Annotated in this window: 12 protein-coding genes; 1 reads left to right on the top strand and 11 read right to left on the bottom strand. The window is 68.2% G+C overall.

Features of this window, described 5'->3' with window-relative positions; all coding sequences use genetic code 11:
* Nucleotides 1–87 precede the first annotated feature (87 nt).
* The 5 genes from embB to A5747_RS19960 all read right to left on the bottom strand — a co-directional run bounded on the left by embB (nt 88) and on the right by A5747_RS19960 (nt 8,121).
* Nucleotides 88–3,294 (bottom strand): arabinosyltransferase EmbB, encoded by a 3,207-nt coding sequence (embB, locus tag A5747_RS19940; protein WP_076127472.1) that lies wholly within the window; start codon nt 3,292–3,294, stop codon nt 88–90.
* On the bottom strand, nt 3,291–6,614 hold the full coding sequence (locus A5747_RS19945; RefSeq protein WP_076127475.1) for an arabinosyltransferase domain-containing protein: 3,324 nt from the start codon (nt 6,612–6,614) through the stop codon (nt 3,291–3,293). Before A5747_RS19945 ends, embB begins: the two co-directional genes overlap by 4 nt.
* Before the next feature lie 72 nt (nt 6,615–6,686).
* Nucleotides 6,687–7,322, bottom strand: a complete 636-nt coding sequence (locus tag A5747_RS19950; RefSeq protein WP_076127477.1) for a maleylpyruvate isomerase family mycothiol-dependent enzyme — start codon at nt 7,320–7,322, stop codon at nt 6,687–6,689.
* Entirely contained in the window at nt 7,319–7,801 is a 483-nt protein-coding gene (locus A5747_RS19955) for an SRPBCC family protein (RefSeq protein WP_076127479.1), read from the bottom strand. The genes A5747_RS19950 and A5747_RS19955 overlap by 4 nt, the downstream gene beginning before the upstream one ends.
* The gene (locus tag A5747_RS19960; RefSeq protein WP_076127481.1) at nt 7,798–8,121 is read right to left on the bottom strand and encodes a helix-turn-helix transcriptional regulator; all 324 of its coding nucleotides are present in this window, start codon (nt 8,119–8,121) and stop codon (nt 7,798–7,800) included. Before A5747_RS19960 ends, A5747_RS19955 begins: the two co-directional genes overlap by 4 nt.
* 84 nt (nt 8,122–8,205) lie before the next feature.
* On the opposite strand from A5747_RS19960, the gene A5747_RS19965 reads away from it, so the two are divergent.
* Complete coding sequence (locus tag A5747_RS19965; RefSeq protein WP_076127484.1) at nt 8,206–8,556, top strand: hypothetical protein; 351 nt, start codon at nt 8,206–8,208, stop codon at nt 8,554–8,556.
* Nucleotides 8,557–8,562: 6 nt separating this feature from the next.
* Here the strand turns inward: A5747_RS19965 and A5747_RS19970 are convergent, their stop codons facing one another.
* Genes A5747_RS19970 through A5747_RS19995 form a run of 6 tightly spaced genes read right to left on the bottom strand, consistent with a single transcriptional unit; the run spans nt 8,563 to nt 16,853 of the window.
* Nucleotides 8,563–11,829 carry an arabinosyltransferase domain-containing protein gene (locus A5747_RS19970; protein WP_076127487.1) on the bottom strand — a complete coding sequence of 1,089 codons (3,267 nt, stop codon included), beginning with the start codon at nt 11,827–11,829 and terminating at the stop codon, nt 8,563–8,565.
* Entirely contained in the window at nt 11,829–13,805 is a 1,977-nt protein-coding gene (locus A5747_RS19975; protein ID WP_076127489.1) for an arabinofuranosyltransferase, read from the bottom strand. The genes A5747_RS19970 and A5747_RS19975 overlap by 1 nt, the downstream gene beginning before the upstream one ends.
* Before the next feature lie 2 nt (nt 13,806–13,807).
* Entirely contained in the window at nt 13,808–14,572 is a 765-nt protein-coding gene (locus A5747_RS19980) for a decaprenylphospho-beta-D-erythro-pentofuranosid-2-ulose 2-reductase (RefSeq protein WP_076127491.1), read from the bottom strand.
* Nucleotides 14,573–15,928, bottom strand: a complete 1,356-nt coding sequence (locus A5747_RS19985; protein ID WP_076127493.1) for an FAD-binding oxidoreductase — start codon at nt 15,926–15,928, stop codon at nt 14,573–14,575. It abuts the gene before it with no gap.
* A 31-nt stretch (nt 15,929–15,959) separates the two neighbouring features.
* Entirely contained in the window at nt 15,960–16,370 is a 411-nt protein-coding gene (locus tag A5747_RS19990; protein ID WP_076127496.1) for a GtrA family protein, read from the bottom strand.
* 3 nt (nt 16,371–16,373) lie between these two features.
* Nucleotides 16,374–16,853 (bottom strand): GreA/GreB family elongation factor, encoded by a 480-nt coding sequence (locus tag A5747_RS19995; protein WP_076127499.1) that lies wholly within the window; start codon nt 16,851–16,853, stop codon nt 16,374–16,376.
* Nucleotides 16,854–16,899: the final 46 nt, after the last annotated feature.

A 16,899-nucleotide genomic window follows, 5' to 3' on the forward strand; every position in this document is an offset into this window, starting at 1 on the left:
CGCATATGTTGGCCAGCTCACAAGGGAACTAAGTATTGACCGCCGCGGGCCGAAATTAAACCCCGGCCCGCGAGTACTGAACGGCAATCAGGGCTTGATGCGGATCTCGCCGGGCGACCACCATCCCGTGCGGGTCGCGGTGCCCAGGTCGAGCTGCGCCGGATGGGCGTCGGCAATGGTGTCGAACTTGCGCAACGAACCCCAGTCGCGGCCCCAGTCACGGGACAGGTAGGTCGACATCACGTGGGCCCGCAGCAGCAAGTCGGTAATGCCCAGCAGCCCGCCGTTGGTGCCGTCCTCCCACGTGTCGGTGTCCATCTTCTTGGCCGTGTAGTCCGGGGTGATCCGGAACTTCGGGATTTCGGTGACGCCGTTGACGTGCAGCATCGGCTGTTGGCAGGGGAAGGCAAGCCCGACGGCCCAGTCCAGCAGCACGGGCTGCGACGAGCCCACGTACTCCTGCAGCGAGCGCAGCTCGGGTACCCGCGGCGGCGTCACCGCGATCCAGTCCTCCGGGGTTAGCGACAGGTCCTCGGCCACTACCCGGACCGCAACCGCGCCGGCGGGCATCTGGGACCGCGCGAAGCGCAGGTTGCGCCACACCTTCGGCTGTTCGCCGTAGAGGTCGTACGGCACCAGCCTGCCGGCGGGCACGACGTCGCCGCCGGGGCCGGGCATGCCGTATTCCAGCACGACCGTCTGCCCGGTGGTATGACCGTGCAGCACACTGTTTCCGGCGATCTTGCCCGCGGCCGTCACCACAACCAGCGGATGCCCGTCGTCCGGCTTGGGCAGCTGGTACCACGCCGACGTCAGCCTGCTCTGCTGTTGCGCACCGGTGGTGTAGCTGCCGGCCAGCGGCACCCGGGCGGGGTCCAGTCCATAGGGCAGCGGTACCACCGATCCGTTGACGCCCGGCGTGGTCAGCTTCGTCGGCGCGTCCCAGTCGTAGTCCGTGCCGGGCTGGTTGGGCGTCATCCGAATCGCCTCGGCCACAGTATGTTCCGGCACCCCGTCGGGCGTAAACCCGACCGGGTTGACGCCGCCCAAGGGGCCCAAGGGGCCCCAAGAACCTGAGTTGCCCGGCAGGGGCGCCATGAAGCCCGCGTTGCTGTCCGGCTCGACGAGCACATCGTCGGCCAGGCCGCAGCCGCCGGCGAACTCCCGCAGGTTGTCCCAGCCGTTGGAGTAGGTGGGGTATTGACGCACGATCCCGGCCACCATCGACGCGATGAACACCAGCGCCATGAAGCCGGCCGCGATCGGGATCGGCGCGGTCGTCAACGCCCGGGCCAGCCGGCCCTCGCCATGGCTCCTCGATGCGAAGTGCAACCAGACCGCGTAGAGCGCGGCGATGACGAACAGGACGAAAAAGATTGTGCTGATGCTGATTCCAGCGATCTTCGGCATGATGCTGTTGAACGGCACGCCGTAGCTGGAGACGTACCACCAACCGTTGGTGGTGGCGAAGCACAACGCCATCAGGAACAGCACGGCGGCCAGGAACGCCATCCTGTTGCGCGACCAGCGCAACACCGACGGTGACACGAGCACGGTGGTTAGCGCCGCCATCGCCGCGCCCACCGCGGCGAACAGCCCGAAGTGGTGCACCCACTTGGTCGGGGTGAACATCAGGAAGAACATGGTGGCGAAGATGACGCCCATCAGCCGCCACGCCGGCCCGCGGGCGACGCCGGGAATCCGCTTGCGCCGCAACATGATGAACACGGCGGTGAACAGGCTCAGCGCGGTGATCAGAAAACCGAAGCGGCGCGACAACGAACCGTCGACGGTCGGCAGGATGAGGTAGTAGTAGCGCAGGTTCTCGGTGTACCAGGCCTGGCTGGGCCCGATCGCGGTGCGAATCCTGGTGGCTTCCAACACCGTTGCCAGGGTTTGATCGGCGAACACGACGGTGAGGATCACGAATCCCGCCGCCAGCATCGGGGCCACCAACGGCCAGGTACCGACCACGCGGTGGCGATGGACCAGGATGCGCAGGATTGGCCGGCCACCGGCGACCAGTGCGGCGACCGCGATCAGGCCGGTGGGTTGCACCCCCAGCGTGAACGCGGCGGTCACCACGGCCAGTGCCGCCGGCGTCAACCGGGAGGCGCACATCGACCGCTCGATGAGCACCCAGGTGAGCAGCGAACCGAGCGCGATGATCGGCTCGGGGCGCAGGCCGTTGTTGAACGGCATCCACGCGGTCAGCAGCACCATGCCCGCCGCCCAGTTCGCGGCCGTGCTGGACGTCACCGCCGGCCCCAATCGGGGCAGCACCTCACGCGACAGCAGCAGCCAACACACCAGCCCCGCGAGGAGGTCCGGCAACCGCATCCACAGGCTGCCGTCGCTGACGTGAGTCATCAACGCCAGCAGGTTGTAGTACCAGCCGAACGGGTCCTCCGGGCTGCCAAACCAGCGGAAGTAGTTGGACATGTAGCCGGCGTGGTCGGCGACCCGGGCCATGCCCAGGATGTAGCCGTCGTCGGAGGAGTTCGCGCCGATGATGTGCCAGAGCAGGAACCCGAATATCATCGCGGCGTCCACGAGCGTGAACTTGCGCCATCGGGTCGGGATCCAGCGGCGCATCCGGCGGCCGTCCAGCTGGTCCAGGCGCCACAGCGCGATCAGCGCCACGATCGTCGACACGATCGCCAGTACCATCGCAAGCAACTTCAGCGTCGTCGGCGTGGTGGAAAAGCGGGTGTCGATCGTCGCCGACAGCCGCAGCCCGGGCGGCGCGGGACCACTCAGATCGGTGAAGACCCCGACGATCTGCGGGCGCAGGTTGGGATCGGCGAAACCGCCGCCCGCCGGCTTGCCCGCGGCGTCGGTCAACCCGACGAAGGTCGCGAACGTGCCGGCGCGTGTGGAGGTGACTTCGATGCGCTGGCATTGCGGGGATGCGGCCTGATCCCGCGACACGCTCGCGATCACCACGTTGCGGTCGGTGACGTCGACGCGCTGGCCGTTGACGACGATGAACAACGCGTTGAGCGCGGCGTCCTTGCCCTTCTTGGGTGCGGTGCTGAGCACTACCCCGCCCTCGGGCGGCAGGTCGCGCACCACCGAACAGGGCGCGGTTGCCGTCACATCGACCGGGTTCAGCGAAATCAACGGCGCCGTAACGTTATTCAGCTCGCCGTTTTGCGGCCAGTTCAGCGTCGCGGTGGTCTGCACGACGGGCAGTAGCGGTGTCGCGACCGACAGGATGAACCCGATCAGCCCGGCGATCGTCGCGACCCAGCGCGTCATCCGGACGTTGCCCTCAACGGCGGTCACGCTCATGGGAGGGCCCTAATCGGTCCTTGCCGGCTCCAGCCGTGCACTGTGATCACACCCTGTTCGACGACGGCGTCCGGCGCCTGCTGCGTCGGCACCAGCGGGTAGTACTGCTCGACCGATCCCCAGTCCCGGTACCAGTCGCCGCGCAGGTAGGTCGAGATTGTCGACGTGCGCAGCATCGCCTGCAGGAACAGGAACGGGCCGCCGGCCTCGCTGGACTGCCACAGGTTCGACGACACCGCCGTCTGTTTACGCTCGGGCAGGATGCGGTAGCGCGGAAGTTCCGCAACGCCAAGGTGTTCCGAGAAGGGCCGCTGGCACGGGAAGTTGGCGGCGGTGGCGATGTCCATCAGCACCGGTGTCTGCGATCCGATCAGCTGCTGCAGGGTTTCCAGCACCGGGACCCGCGGCGGCGTGAACGCGAACCACTGCTCGGAACTCAGGTTCGGGTCGTAGGCGACGATGCGCGCCACATTGGCCTCCGGCGGCGCCCACGTCAACGGGAAGCGCAGGTTGCGCCACGCCGGCTGCGGCCCGAAGTCGATCGGGTACACCTCACCGAGCGGTTGGGTGGTGCCGTCGGGACGGCTGATGCCCCACTGCAGTTTCAGCGACTGCCCGTAGGTAAAAGTTCCGTCCTCCTTGTACGACCAGATCGCGCCCGCGGCCGAGACCACCACCAGCGGCCGGTCCGCGGTGCGCGGCGGCAGTTGGTACCACGTCGACGTGGCGGTGGCGGCCAGCGTGTTCTCGCCGTAGCTGCCCATCACCGGGGTGCGGGCCGGGTCGAGGCCGAACGGCAGCGCCGCGTGCGATCCGTTCACCCCGACCGGACCCTTGCCGCCCGCGGTGCCCGCGGAGTCGCTGTACGCGACGTTGGGCTTGTTGGGCGAGGCGTCGGAGTTCACCACTCCCGGCTTGCTCACCACCGGGTCGGACTGCAGGTCGTCGCCCACACCCTCGGGCTTGAAGCCGACCGGCTTGACGCCCCCGAGCGGGCCGTCGGGGCCGAAGCTCTGTCCCGGAACCGGTTGCAGCAGACCGGCATTGGGGTCGGGCTCGGTCAGCACGTCGTCGGCCATGGCGCAACTGGTCGGCGAAAGGCCCGAGGTGATCGCGGCCAGGTTGGCCTTGCCGGTGGTGTAGAGGGGGTAGCGGATCGCCGCACCCTTGGCCAGCGAGGCGACCTCACCGACCACCATGATCGTCGCGACCACCAGCAGCGGGGTGGAGGCCAGCACGCGGTTGCGCCGGTTGTCCTTGACCTCGGTGTGCCCGGCGTAGTCCATGCGGAAGTGGTACCAAGCCGCCAGCAAACCGGTCACGATCGACAAGGTCAAGAACATCGACGTCACCGGGTGGCTCGCGATGACCGGCTGGATGTCGTACCACGGCACCCCGTAGTTGCCGACGTAGAACCAGCCGTTGATGCCCGACGTCGCCCACGCCAGCACGAACAGCAGCGCGGTGACGTACAGCGTTAGGTTGCGCCGGCTGTGCAGGCCGATCCGCATGAACGTGAACGCGGCGAGCGCGCCGAGCGCGCCGGCCAACCCGGCGAACGCACCGAACTGCACGGCCCACTTCGTCGGCGTGAAATGCAGTAGCAGCAGGCCGACCGCGGTGGTGCCGATCAGTCGCCACGCCGGACCGCTGGCCAGACCCGGCACCCCGCCGCGCCGCAGCAACACCACCAGCCCGCCGAACAGGCAGAGCAGCATCACCAGCACGGCGAATCGCCGCGACATCGACCCGTCGGGATTGGATTCCACGGTCAGGAAGTAGTAGCGCAGGAAGTCCTGATACCAGGCGATCGTCGGGCCGACCTTGTATTTGATGCGTGCCGACTCGGCCACCGTGGCCAGCGTTTGGCTGCGGAACACCACCAGGGTGATCAGCGACAGCGACGCGCCCAGCACCAGGAGCGGCGCGAGCAGGCCGTCGGTCGCCCGGCGGCGACGGATCGTGCGGGCGATGGCCCGGGCGCCGGTGAGCAGCGCGGCGACGGCGATCAATCCCTGCGGCGCCAGCGTCACGGTCAGCATTGCGACGATGATCGCGACCGCGGCGGGGGCCAGGCGCCCCAGCGCGATGGCGCGCTCCACCAGCATCCAGGTGACCAGCACGCCGAGCGCGATGAGCGGCTCGGGCCGCAGGCCGTTGTTGAACGGCAGCCACGCGGCCAGAAACACCACGCCCGCGGTCAACACCGCCACCCGGTTGGAGGCCAGGCCTCCCCGCGCGGGGCCCAGCCGTCGCAGCACCCAGTGCCCGATGATCAGCCAGCAGGCGATCCCGGCCAGCAGGGCCGGCAAACGCATCCACACGCCGGCGGTGCTGACCGATGCCAGTTTGGACAGCACCGCGAGATACCAGTCGAACGGCGCGTCCGTGGTGCCGAAGTACCGGTAATAGTTGGCGACATAGCCGGCCTTCGGCGCGACCCGGGCGATGGTCAGGTTGTAGCCGTCGTCGGACGAGGTGGCGCCGATGACATGCCAGAGCAGCAGGGTGCCGATGACCCCGAGGTCAGCGAGCCACGTCGCTGCGCCCACCCGCCACCACGTCGCCCACTGCGCGCGCGGGCGGTATCGCGACAGCCACGCGATCGGCGAGCGCCAGTTGATCAGCGTGTCGTCGCGGCTGCGCCGGTCCAGGGTCGCGATCGCCAGGATGGCGACGAGTACCGCGAGCGCGCCCACGACCATCGCCGTCTTTTTCATAAGGGTGGGCGCCGTGATGAAGCGGGTGTCGATGTCGATGCGGGCGGACAACCCCGGCTGTGCGGGCACTTTCATGTCGGTGAAGATCCCGCCGACCTGCGGCTTCTTTTCCGACGGCAGTAGTCCCGAGGCGCCGGGGATGCCGACGAAATCCGCGCCGGCCACCCCGGCATCGGCCCAGATGTGCAGCACGCTGCAGGCGCCGGCGGCGATCGCCGAGCGCTGTGCGACCGCGGCTACCGTGTCCCGGAAGGCGACGACGACGGTGTCCTTGTTGGCGCGCACGAACAACCCGTTCTTGCCGGCGTCCACCCCGCCGGCCGGCAGCGTCGACAGCACCAGGCCACCGTCGGCGGGCAACGTGGCGATCGCCGGGCAGGGGATGGAGACGTCCAGGGCCCGCGGCGCGCCGGAAACCAGCGGCGCGGTGATCTGGGTGACGTGTCCGTCCGCGCTGCCCTGGGGCCACAGCACGGTCGCCGTCGTCTGTTTGACCGGCAGCAACGGAACGATGACGCACAACACCAGACCCACGAATCCCGCGACGGCGGCGATCAACCGGGGGGTCCGCTGCGATCGCTGATTACCGTCGTGGGGCACGAGGCTCGATCGTAGGGGACGGCGCTATGGACCCCGGCGACGGACGCGGGGATGACCGCTTTGTAAAAAGCCCTACGCCGGCGCGGGCAGTCGAGCGGCCAGCGTGGCGCGGCCGGGGCCGTCGAGGTCCGCCAGGGCCGCGGGGCGGCCGGACATCGCCATCAGCAAGGCTTCGCCGGTGCCGGTGACCTCCGGGCCGCGGCCATGCGCCCAGTCGACGTCGGTGGCGCGTAGTCGCAATCCCCTGATCCGGCGTCCGGCACCCAGTCTGGGATTGCCGGGCACCAGGCCGAGAACCCGCTCCAGCCGATCCGCCGGGATGGTGCGCGGCCGCCCCAGCGAGCGCCGGATGTCTTGGTGATGGATCGTGCCGTCGACGAGCGCGATCATGCCGCCGAAACCTGCCGTCAGTCCACGTGGTTCGAGGTGAGCGCGCAGAAATTCCAGCAGCTGTTGCGGGCTCAGCGCCTTGAATTCGTCGACCCCCACCTGGTTGGCCCGCACGATCCGGCCCCTCGCGAAGCGCTTCAGCAGGCCCAGGGTGCCGAGCTCTTCGTAGCTGATCACGTGGGCGACAACGTCTTTGACGGTCCACTTGGAACACAGGCTGGGCGCCTCCCAGTCCGCCGGGGTCAGAGTGGCCAGGAATTCCGCGAGCTCGGCTCGTTCGGCGCGGGCCATGCTCATCAGGGACTGCGCCCCGGTCATCGCCGCACCCCGGCGGCGAAGAGGCCGACGTAGCGGGCCAGATACAGCGGCCAGCCGGCGTCCCCGTCGACTCCCTCGGCCAGCGACTGCCAGCCCGCAGCGTGCCGGTCCAGGTGGCGGTGCTCGAGGTCGACGCGGGTGCGCTGGTCGGACTCCGCCGTGAAGCGCACCTCGACCTCGCTGGTCTTCGACGGGTCGGGTTCGAGCTGCCAGGTCGGACCGATGTCCCAGCTGAACACCAGCCGGCTGGGGGGCTCGTAGACCAGTACACGCGCCCATTGGCACACGCTGCCGTCGACCCCGCGGTCATAGATGTGCCCGCCGACGTGGGGCTCGAATATCGTCTCGGCGATCGGGACGGCCAGCAGGTTGTGCTCGCGTGGTTTGAAGTCGCCGAACCGCTCGGTGAAGACGGCGAACGCGCGCTCGATCCCGGCGTTGACGACGACGTGGTGCCGGATGCTCGGAGTTCGGGTCATGAGGCGTCTCCTTCGATCTCAACGGCGGCCGCATAGTTGGCCAGCGCCCGCGTCCAGAACCGGTCCAGGTCGGCGCGCAACGCCTCGAGGCCGGTCGGGTCGAGCTGATAGACGCGCCGGGTTCCCGCCGCGCGGTCGCGCACCAGCCCGGCGCACTTGAGCACTTTGAGGTGCTGCGAAACGGCCGGCCTGCTGACCGGGAGGTCGCGGGCCAATTCGCCGACCGCCGCGGGGCCATGCGCTAGCCGCTCGACGATGGCCCGTCGCGTCCGATCCGCCAGGGCCAGCCAGGCATCGCCACCGGCTTGGTAAGTGACCACGAACCGTAAGTGTAGGCTTACCGATCCGTGGCTTCAATACCTGATTTGGGATCGGTAGCAACCTTGACCGTATGCACTCGCGGCATGAACATTTCTCACCACATGAACCGCATGCTCGCGGGGGCGTTGGTCTCGGGTGGCTGCGCCGTCGTCGGGTTGGGCCTGACGGCGGGAACCGGCCACGCCCGGGCCGCCCCGATGGTGTGCCAGGACGGCGGCACGGTACCTAGCCCGACGAACAGCTGCACCTACCAATGGTGCCCGGGTTCGCCGGTGATGAAGAACATGCCGGACTGGGACAGAAACGCCTGTCACCCATGGTATTTCGATCAGAACAGCCCGGTGACCAATTCGACGATCGTCGAAGGGTTTCCGCCGCCGCGTCCGCCGTCGCCGCCGTGCATACCGTTCATCAATTGCCTGCCCGGGCTGTAATGCGCGCTAACCCCTGCGCAGCGGCGCCGGGCTCCACAGGCCGCCGCGCGTCGCCGTGCCCAACTGGAGGCGGGCGGCCTGGGCGTTGGGGTAGTAGGGCGTCAGCCGCTGCAAGCTGCCCCAGTCCCTGGACCAGTCGTCCTTCAGATAACTGGCCACCGTGGTCGCCTTGACCAACAGCTCGGTGACGCCCAGCGGGCCGCCGCCGTTGTTGTCCATGACCGGTGAGTTCGCCTCGGCGCCGAACCGGTCCGGCAGGATCCGCCATTTCGGCGTTTCGTCGACACCGTTTTGATGGCCGAACGGCCGCTGGCACGGGAACGCGAGACCCACCAGCCAGTCCAGGAACACCGGATCGTGCGAGCCCACCACTTCCTGCAGCGTGCGCAGCTGCGGAATCCGCGGCGGCGTGACCGCGATCCAGTGCTGCGGCGCGAGATCCTCGTCGTCGGCGACCAGGCGAATCTGGGTGGCGTTGCGCGGAATCCACGACATCGGCAGTCGCAAGTTGCGCCACGCCGGCGACGCCCCGACGTCGAAGAACTGGAACGACCCGCCCGGGTGTCCGCTCGCCGCCCCGTCGTCGGTGGCCCATTGCAACTGCACCTCGCGCGCGTCGAAGCGGCCCGCCGCCGACACCACCAGCAGCGGTCCCGCCTGGTCGCGCGCGGGAAGTCGGTACCACGCCGAGCGCAGCCGGGCGGGCACCTGGATACCGGACTGCCAGCTGCCCAGCACCGGCGTGCGGGCCGGATCCAAGTTGTAGGGCAGCTGGGCGCGGGAGCCGTTGATTCCCGGTGCGGCGCTGGTACCACCCTCGGTGCCGGCCTGGTTGGTGGTGCCCTTCTCCTCGTCGGTGACGAAACTGCGGTCGCCGGGACGTTCCATCACCGGGTCGGCGCGGACGTCGGCGGGAATACCGTTGGGCGTGAACGCTTCCGACAATCCAGCCCCCAGGGCGTCGGCCGCCGGGGCGGTCACCGGCGCCAGCATGCCGGCGTTGGGATCCTGCTCGACCAGCACATCCTCGGCCAGGCCGCAGGATTTGCCGGTCAGCGCCTCGAGATTGGACCGCCCCACCGACCAAGCCGGATACTGAGCGGTCATCGCGAGGGTCAGCGATGCCACCTCGAAAACCACCAGCACCCACGCGGCAATTGCCAAGGGGGACTGAATGATTGCGGCCACTCGGTTGCCGGGGGGCGCTTGGGTCCTCAAGGAGTCCGGGGCGACGAAGTGGAACCACGCGGCCAGCAGCAGCACCAGCACGGTCAGCCCGAGCAGCGTCGTGGCGAATGCGTAATGCCATTGCGGGAACGAATTCGACCATGGCACACCGAAATTGGACACGTACCACCAGCCGTTGACGCTGGCGAACGACAACGCCACCAAGAACAGCACCACGGAGGCGAACACGGTTCGGTTGCGGCGCGAACGCATCGCGACGGACGTCACCGCCACCGCGGCCAGCGCCCCCAGGGAACCGGCGAGTCCGGCGAACACCCCGAAGTGGTGCGTCCACTTGGTGGGAGTGAACATGATCGCCACGAAGGAGATGATGGTGATGCCGACGATGCGCCGGCTCGGTCCGGCGGCGGTGCCCGGAATTCGCCCCTTGCGCAACGACATTGCCACCGTGATGCCGAGCGCGAGGACCAGCGCCAGCACGGCGAAGCGGCGCGCGACCGACCCGTCGGGACTGGCCATGAACAGCCGCTCGTAGCGGATGTGCTCGTCAAACCAACTGAGGCTGGGCCCGAGGGCCCGCTTGAGGGCGGTGGCCTGCATCTCGCCGGCCAGGGTCTGATCGCGGAAGATCAGGATCACGGTGACGGTGACCGCGGCGGCGATCGGCGCCAGCAGTGGCAGCGCGCCGAAGCGTTTGGATCGCCGATGCACGATGGTGCGCAACGGCCCGATCGCGACCAGCAGGGCACCGATGGACGCGATGCCGGTGGGCCCGGAGAAGAGCGTCAAGGCGCCGATGATGCAGGCGATCGCCACGGGCAGCAGCCGGTTGGTGGCCACCGCGCGCTCCACCGAACACCAGGTCAGCAGGATGCCCAGGGCGATGATCGGCTCGGGCCGCAGGCCGTTGTCGAGCGGCAGCCACGTCGCCAGGAACATGCCCGCCGCGGTCCACGCCGCGGCCCTGCTGCGCTTGACGGCATGGCCCAAACGCGGGATGACCTCGCGGCTGATCACCCACCAGCACGTCAGCGCCATGACCAGGGTGGGCAGGCGCATCCAGACGCTGGTGGTGCTGACGTGCGCCCACACCGCGAGCAGGTCGTAGTACCAGCCGAAGGGGGCCTCCGGCGTGCCCAGCCATCGGTAGTAGTTGGCCATGTAGCCGGCATGCTCGGACACCCGTGCCATGGTCAGGATGTAGCCGTCGTCGGAGGTGTTGGCGCCGACGAAGTGCCACCACACCAGCACCGCGATGACCAGGGCGTCCAGCCCGCCGATCGACCACCAGCGCGGCGGAAGGAAGCGCCGGTGCCGGGTGCCGTCGGCTCGGTCGAGGACGTGCAACGCGATCAGCGCCGCGGCCGTCAGCACCACCCCGAGGATCATCGCCGCGAGCTTCAGCGGCGTCGGGCTGCTGCTGTAGCGGGTGTCGACGGTCGCCGAGAAGTTCAGGCCCGGCGGCGTCGGCCCGGCGAGGTCGGTGAACACGCCGACGATCTGCGGCCGGAAGTCATACCCGCTCTTCTCGCCGCGCAGCGGCGCGCCGGGATGCTCGGTGTTGGGCCCCTGCGTCAGCCCGACGAATTCGGCGGTGACCCGCTCCGCGTGCGCGGTGAAGGTCAGCCGCTGGCAGGCGGGGCTGAGCACTTGGCTCAACGGGGCGGTGACGACTGGGACGTTGCGAACCACGAGCACCAGCTCGTCGTTGGCGCGCTGGATGAGCAGCCCGCGGTCGACGGCCTTGGGGGCCTGCTTGGGCACCGTCGACAACAGCACCGTCTTGCCGGCGTTCTGCGGACCGGTCAATCCGGCGGCGGCCGAGCACGGCACGCTGACGTTCAGTTCGGTGGCCACATAGCCGATCAACGGCGCTTCGACGCTCTCGAATGTGCCGTTCTGCGGCCAGTTGAGCTGCGCGATGGTCTGGTTGACGGGCAGGACCGGGGTGGCGATCGCCAGCACTGCCCCGAGCAGACCGGCGACGACGGCAACGATGCGAGCGATCCGGTGGTTTGCTCCCGTGTCGCTCACGGAGGTAGATGGTAGTTCTTCGGCCAAGTCGGGCGAGGTCTCGGTGGCCATCAGCCGCTCGTCACCGGTTGGGCTCCCGGCCTGCGGATGGCCAGCACAAACGGGCCGATGGTTTGGACGACGAAACGCGGGTCGTCGAACAGGGCGGCGCGCAGATCCACGGTGTAGCGGCGCACGTTGGGCTGGTTGGGGTAGACGTCCTCGGCCAGCCGCAGGGTGTAGTTGCCGTTGGCGCCGCGGCGCATCAGGAATACCGTCGGCGCCGGCCAGGGCGAAGTGTCCAGGGCGTGGATCAGGTCGTCGGCGGTCTTGAGCTTGGACCACTTCTCAATCTGTTGGGCCCGCAGGTCGAACTGCGCCAGCGGGTTGGCGTAGTGCGACGTCAATCCCTGGAAGCCCCAGTAGGGGTAGTAGGACAGGAAGCTGTAGTCGGCGGTCATCAGGACGGTCTGGTTGCGTGGCTTGCCTGTGACGCGCAGGATCGCGGCGTCGATGTCGGCGTAGAACTTCTCCGAGCTGGGCGGGCGGCGGTCGCCGCGCTGGCCGTGGCCGTCGGTGTCGGTGTAGGCGATGGTCAGATCCGGCCGCAGTACGTCGGGAATGTCCTGGCTGAACGCGATCGCCGCGGCGAGCCCGATCGCCGCCGCGATCGGGACGGCGGCGCGGCTTCGCCCGGCCAGCGACCGGGTGGCTTCCACGAAGCCGAACACGCCCGCGGCGACCAATAGCACGGTCAACGTGGGCTGCAGCCGGAACGACAGCAGCGTGGTGCGCGCGAGCGTGGTCAGCATCGACAGCAGCGACCACAGGTAGACGGCCAGCACGCCGATCGTCAGGGCGGCGGCCCGCACTGACGTGCGGGCGCGTACCACCAGCCACAGCGTGCCCAGCAGGCAGATGGCGCCCAGTAGCGAGAACTGCAGCATCGGGAAGGTCAGCTCGGCGCCGTCGGCGGGCAGATAGTGAAAGGCACTGCCGCTGTTGCTGATTGGACTGGTGGCCGCGCGCAACAGGAACGGTAGCCAGGTGGTGCTGGCGATGGCCGCCGCGATCACGGCGATGACGGCAAGCCGGCGCAGCGGGTCGAGCGCGGCGCTGAACCCGTGCCGGCGCCAGCGCGCGGCGGCAAGCACCACGGCCATCAGCGCCATCGTGAAGGCGCCGAAGCCGAACAGCAGCGAGTACCACGTGGCCGTCCAGCCCAGGAAGATCCCGGCGCCGGCCACCGCGGCCCAGCCGCCCGCTGTTGGTTCTTCTGCGCCGAGCGTGCGGCCAGCCGCACGTTCGGGTTCGAGTGTGCGGCCAGCCGCACGTTCGGCGGCTAAAGCGCGTTCACCGGCACGCAGGCCCGACCACGTCAGCACCAGCACGGGGGGCAGCAGCACCGTGATCATCGCGGCATAAGGCTCCGGCGAGCTGTAGGCCAGCGTCACCGCGGCGGTCGCGGTGGTGACGGTCAGCGCGTACTCGAAGCGGATCATTCGCGACCACAGCACCAGCGCGACCGCGACCGCGATGGTGATCGAGGTGACGGCCCACGGCTTGTAGATCTCCCAGGCCGGCACGCCGGTCAGCGCCGCCGCACGCCCACCGATCCAAAACCAGCCCGGCGGGTAGAACGTCGGCAGCCCCACGTAGGTCATGTCGTGCAGCGCGGGGCTGTCGGCGAGCCGGGTCAGGTATTCGGTGCGGAACTGCTGGTCGACGGAGATGCCGAACAGATACAGCTTGGTGGCGCCCAGCGGCATGCCCAGGGTGACCACGGAGAACGCGGACACGAACACCACCCCGCCGAGCTGGGCCAGCAGCCGAGGGTAGCGACCGCCGCGCCGCCACAGCCAGCCAACGCCGATCAGCCCGGCCAGGCAGCCGACCTGACCGACGGTGGTCAGAGCGTGCAGCTGGTTCGACGACGGAAAGGCGGGCCACTGGACCCCGGCGATGGCGATCAGGGACACCACCGAGACGATCGCGGCCACCACCGCGGCCAAGACCAGCTGGCCGAGGCTGGCCAGTGCGTTGCGCATGGTCAGATTGGCAGCTTGCGGAAGACGCTCCGCGGGATGTGTCGCAACACCATCATCACGTACCTGAATGCTGCTGGCGCCCAAACCAATTCCTTACCTTTGGCGGCCGAGGTCACCGCGAGGTTGGCGACATATTCCTTGTCGACGGTCAGCGGGGCTTCCTTGATGTGCGCGCTCATCCGGGTTCGCACCTGGCCGGGACGGATCACCAGGACGCGAACTCCGTACTCGCGCAATGCTTCTGATAAGCCCAGGTAGAAGCCGTCCAGGCCCGCTTTGGTGGAGCCGTAGACGAAGTTGGATCGCCGCACCCGTTCGCCGGCCACGGTGCTCATCGCGATGATTTGGCCGAAGCCCTGGGCGCGCATCTTCTCGGCCAAAAGGACGCCCACCGAAACCGCTGCGGTGTAGTTGATTTCGGCGATCTGCACCGCCTTGCGCTGGTTCTGCCACAGTTCTTCCGCGTCGCCGAGCAAACCGAACGCGACGATGGCCACGTCCACATCGCCGCCCGAGAAGGCCTGCTCGATCATCTTGGGGTGGCTGTCGGTGTCGGTGGCCTCGAAATCGATCAACTCCACAGACCGCGCGCCCGCGGCCTTCATCTGGGCCACCGCGTCGTCGCGGCCCGGGTCGTCGGGCATGGCGGCCAACACGATGCGCGCGTGCGCGTTCTGCAGGTAGCGCTCGCAGATGGCGAGCCCGATCTCGGACGTGCCGCCGAGCAGCAGGATGGTCTGCGGATTGCCTACCGCGTCGAGCACCATTTAGAGCAGCTCCAAACGTCGGGCCATGTCGGAGGCGAAGACCCCCAGCGGATCTACCTTGCGGCGCACGGCGATCCACTCGTCGATGCGCGGATACATGGCGTGAAAGGTTTCCGCGGTGGCGCGGGAGTCCTTGGCGGTGTAGACCCGCCCGCCGAACTCCAGCACCCGGCGGTCGAGTTCGTTGAGGAACTCGTTGAGCCCGGGCTTGACCTGGAAGTCGACGCAGACGTTCCACCCGGGAATCGGGAAGCTCAGCGGCGCTTGATTGCCCGGTCCGAACAGTTTGAACACGTTGAGGAACGAGTAGTGCCCAGACTTCTGGATGTCGCGGAGTATGGCCTTGAATTCCTCGACCGCGGTTGTGGGCACGACGAATTGGTATTGGCCGAAGCCGGCGGAGCCGTAGGCCCGGTTCCACTCGCCGACCATGTCGAGCGGGTGATAGAACTGCGTCAGGTTTTGGGCCTTGCCCCGGTAGGTGCCGCCCGTGCGGTACCACAGCCGGGTCGCCGTACCGAAGATCAGCTTGTTACCAAGCCCGCTGGGAAAGATGTCGGGTGTCGTGAAGTACTGCGGCGCATCGAATTTCAGCGGGTTCTTGCGCAGCTTCGGCGGGAGCTGGTCCAGGGTCGCAAGTGAACCCCTCGATATCACCGCCCGCCCCAACTTGGGTGGCGCACTGATGGCATCGAACCAGGCGCTGGAATAGGTGTAGTTGGCCTCGCTGCCGTCGCTGTGAAACGCGATGGTTTCCTCGAGGCTTCCGGTGACGTCGCCGTCGGCGATGAAGTACGCAGTCTCGGTCGGAGTCATCTCGATGGTGGCGCGTAACACGATACCGGTCAGGCCGTTGCCTCCCACGGTGGCCCAGAACAGCTCGGCATCCTCCCCGTCGGGGGTGACCGTGCGGATGGTGCCGTCGGCCATGAGGAGGTCCATCGACCGAACGTGATTGCCGAAGCTGCCCGCGCTGTGATGGTTCTTGCCGTGGATGTCGCAGGCGATTGCCCCGCCGATGGTGACCTGCCGGGTTCCCGGCAGCACCGGCACCCACAACCCGAACGGCAGCGCCGCCTTCATCAGCTGGTCCAGGTTGACCCCGGCGTCGGCGTCGACCAGCCGGGTGTCGGCGCTGATCGAGTGGATGCGGTTGAGTGGCGTCATGTCGATCACCAGACCGCCACCGTTTTGCGCGTTGTCGCCGTAGGAACGGCCCAGGCCGCGGGCGATCACGCCGCGGTCGCCCGTGTTGGCCACGGCCTTGGCGATCTCCTCGGCGTCCCCGGTGGAAAGCACCGTCGCGACGGAGGGAGCGGTGCGACCCCAGCCCGTCAGGCGTTTGGTGGTGAACATCGTCAAAGAGGGTACCGCTTGGCCGGCTGGCTCAGCGGATGCGGAAGATAACGGCTCGCTGCACGACGAAGTTGATCACCGTCGCGGTTCCCTGCGCGATCACGAACGCGACGGGTATCGCCCAGCCGCGATAGTGCAGCAAGGCAAGGCACAGGTGGTTGAGCCCGACCTGCACGGCAAAGGTGATGCCGTAGAGAACCATGACCGCGACGAACCGGGCGGTGCTCGGTGACGCCTGAAACGTCCAACGGCGGTTGATCAGGTACGCGGTGATGGTGCCGACAACGAAACTGGTGGCTTTGGACAGGTCGACCTGGATGCCGATCACCTGGTAAAGCACCAGGTAGAGGCTGAAGTCGACGATCCCGGCCAGCCCGCCGGTGACGACGAAACGCCATATCTGCGTCGTCAGGCTGAGCTGTGGCGGCGCGAGCTCGGGCATGGGCTATTTAGGTAACTTCACCGCGATCAGCTCGACCTGGTTTTCCCCTTGGGGCGTCGAGTAGGTCACGGTGTCGCCCGGTTTGTGTCCGGCCAGCGCCTGTCCCAATGGGCTGCGGGCGGTCAGCGTCTCGGCTTCACGGCCGGCCGGGGTCTCCTCGACGATGGAGATCACATGCATCGTCACGACTTCGCCGTCGGGGAAGCGCAGCGTCACCTCGGTGCCGCCGGGCAGCGTTTCGGCCTCTCCGGACTGCGACGGCCCGGTGCGCAATCGCCGGTCCAGCTCGTTGATCCGGTCACCCAGCACGACCAGTTCGTCCGCGCGCTGTATCGCCTCGGCCGCGTCCCCGTGGTCGCCGACCATGCCGCGGTCGTTCTTGACCTCGACCTCGAGGCGATCGCGACGCTGCCGCAGCCGATCCAGCTCAGCGGCCAGGTTCTCCCGCGCGGCATCGGCCACTGATTGGGCTTTCTTTGTCACGTCCGCCCACCTTTCGCCCCGACGTCCCGGGTCGCCGTTTGCTGAT

Origin of the sequence: Mycobacterium sp. IS-836 (genome assembly GCF_001954275.1) — a bacterium.
GTDB lineage: Bacteria > Actinomycetota > Actinomycetes > Mycobacteriales > Mycobacteriaceae > Mycobacterium.

Excerpts from the sequence above, each read along its gene's own strand:
- embB (WP_076127472.1), bottom strand. The coding sequence starts at position 3,294 with ATGAGCGTGACCGCCGTTGAGGGCAACGTCCGGATGACGCGCTGGGTC.
- A5747_RS19950 (WP_076127477.1), bottom strand. The coding sequence starts at position 7,322 with ATGACCGGGGCGCAGTCCCTGATGAGCATGGCCCGCGCCGAACGAGCC.
- A5747_RS19955 (WP_076127479.1), bottom strand. The coding sequence starts at position 7,801 with ATGACCCGAACTCCGAGCATCCGGCACCACGTCGTCGTCAACGCCGGG.
- A5747_RS19965 (WP_076127484.1), top strand. The coding sequence starts at position 8,206 with ATGAACATTTCTCACCACATGAACCGCATGCTCGCGGGGGCGTTGGTC.
- A5747_RS19970 (WP_076127487.1), bottom strand. The coding sequence starts at position 11,829 with ATGGCCACCGAGACCTCGCCCGACTTGGCCGAAGAACTACCATCTACC.
- A5747_RS19975 (WP_076127489.1), bottom strand. The coding sequence starts at position 13,805 with ATGCGCAACGCACTGGCCAGCCTCGGCCAGCTGGTCTTGGCCGCGGTG.
- A5747_RS19980 (WP_076127491.1), bottom strand. The coding sequence starts at position 14,572 with ATGGTGCTCGACGCGGTAGGCAATCCGCAGACCATCCTGCTGCTCGGC.
- A5747_RS19985 (WP_076127493.1), bottom strand. The coding sequence starts at position 15,928 with ATGTTCACCACCAAACGCCTGACGGGCTGGGGTCGCACCGCTCCCTCC.
- A5747_RS19990 (WP_076127496.1), bottom strand. The coding sequence starts at position 16,370 with ATGCCCGAGCTCGCGCCGCCACAGCTCAGCCTGACGACGCAGATATGG.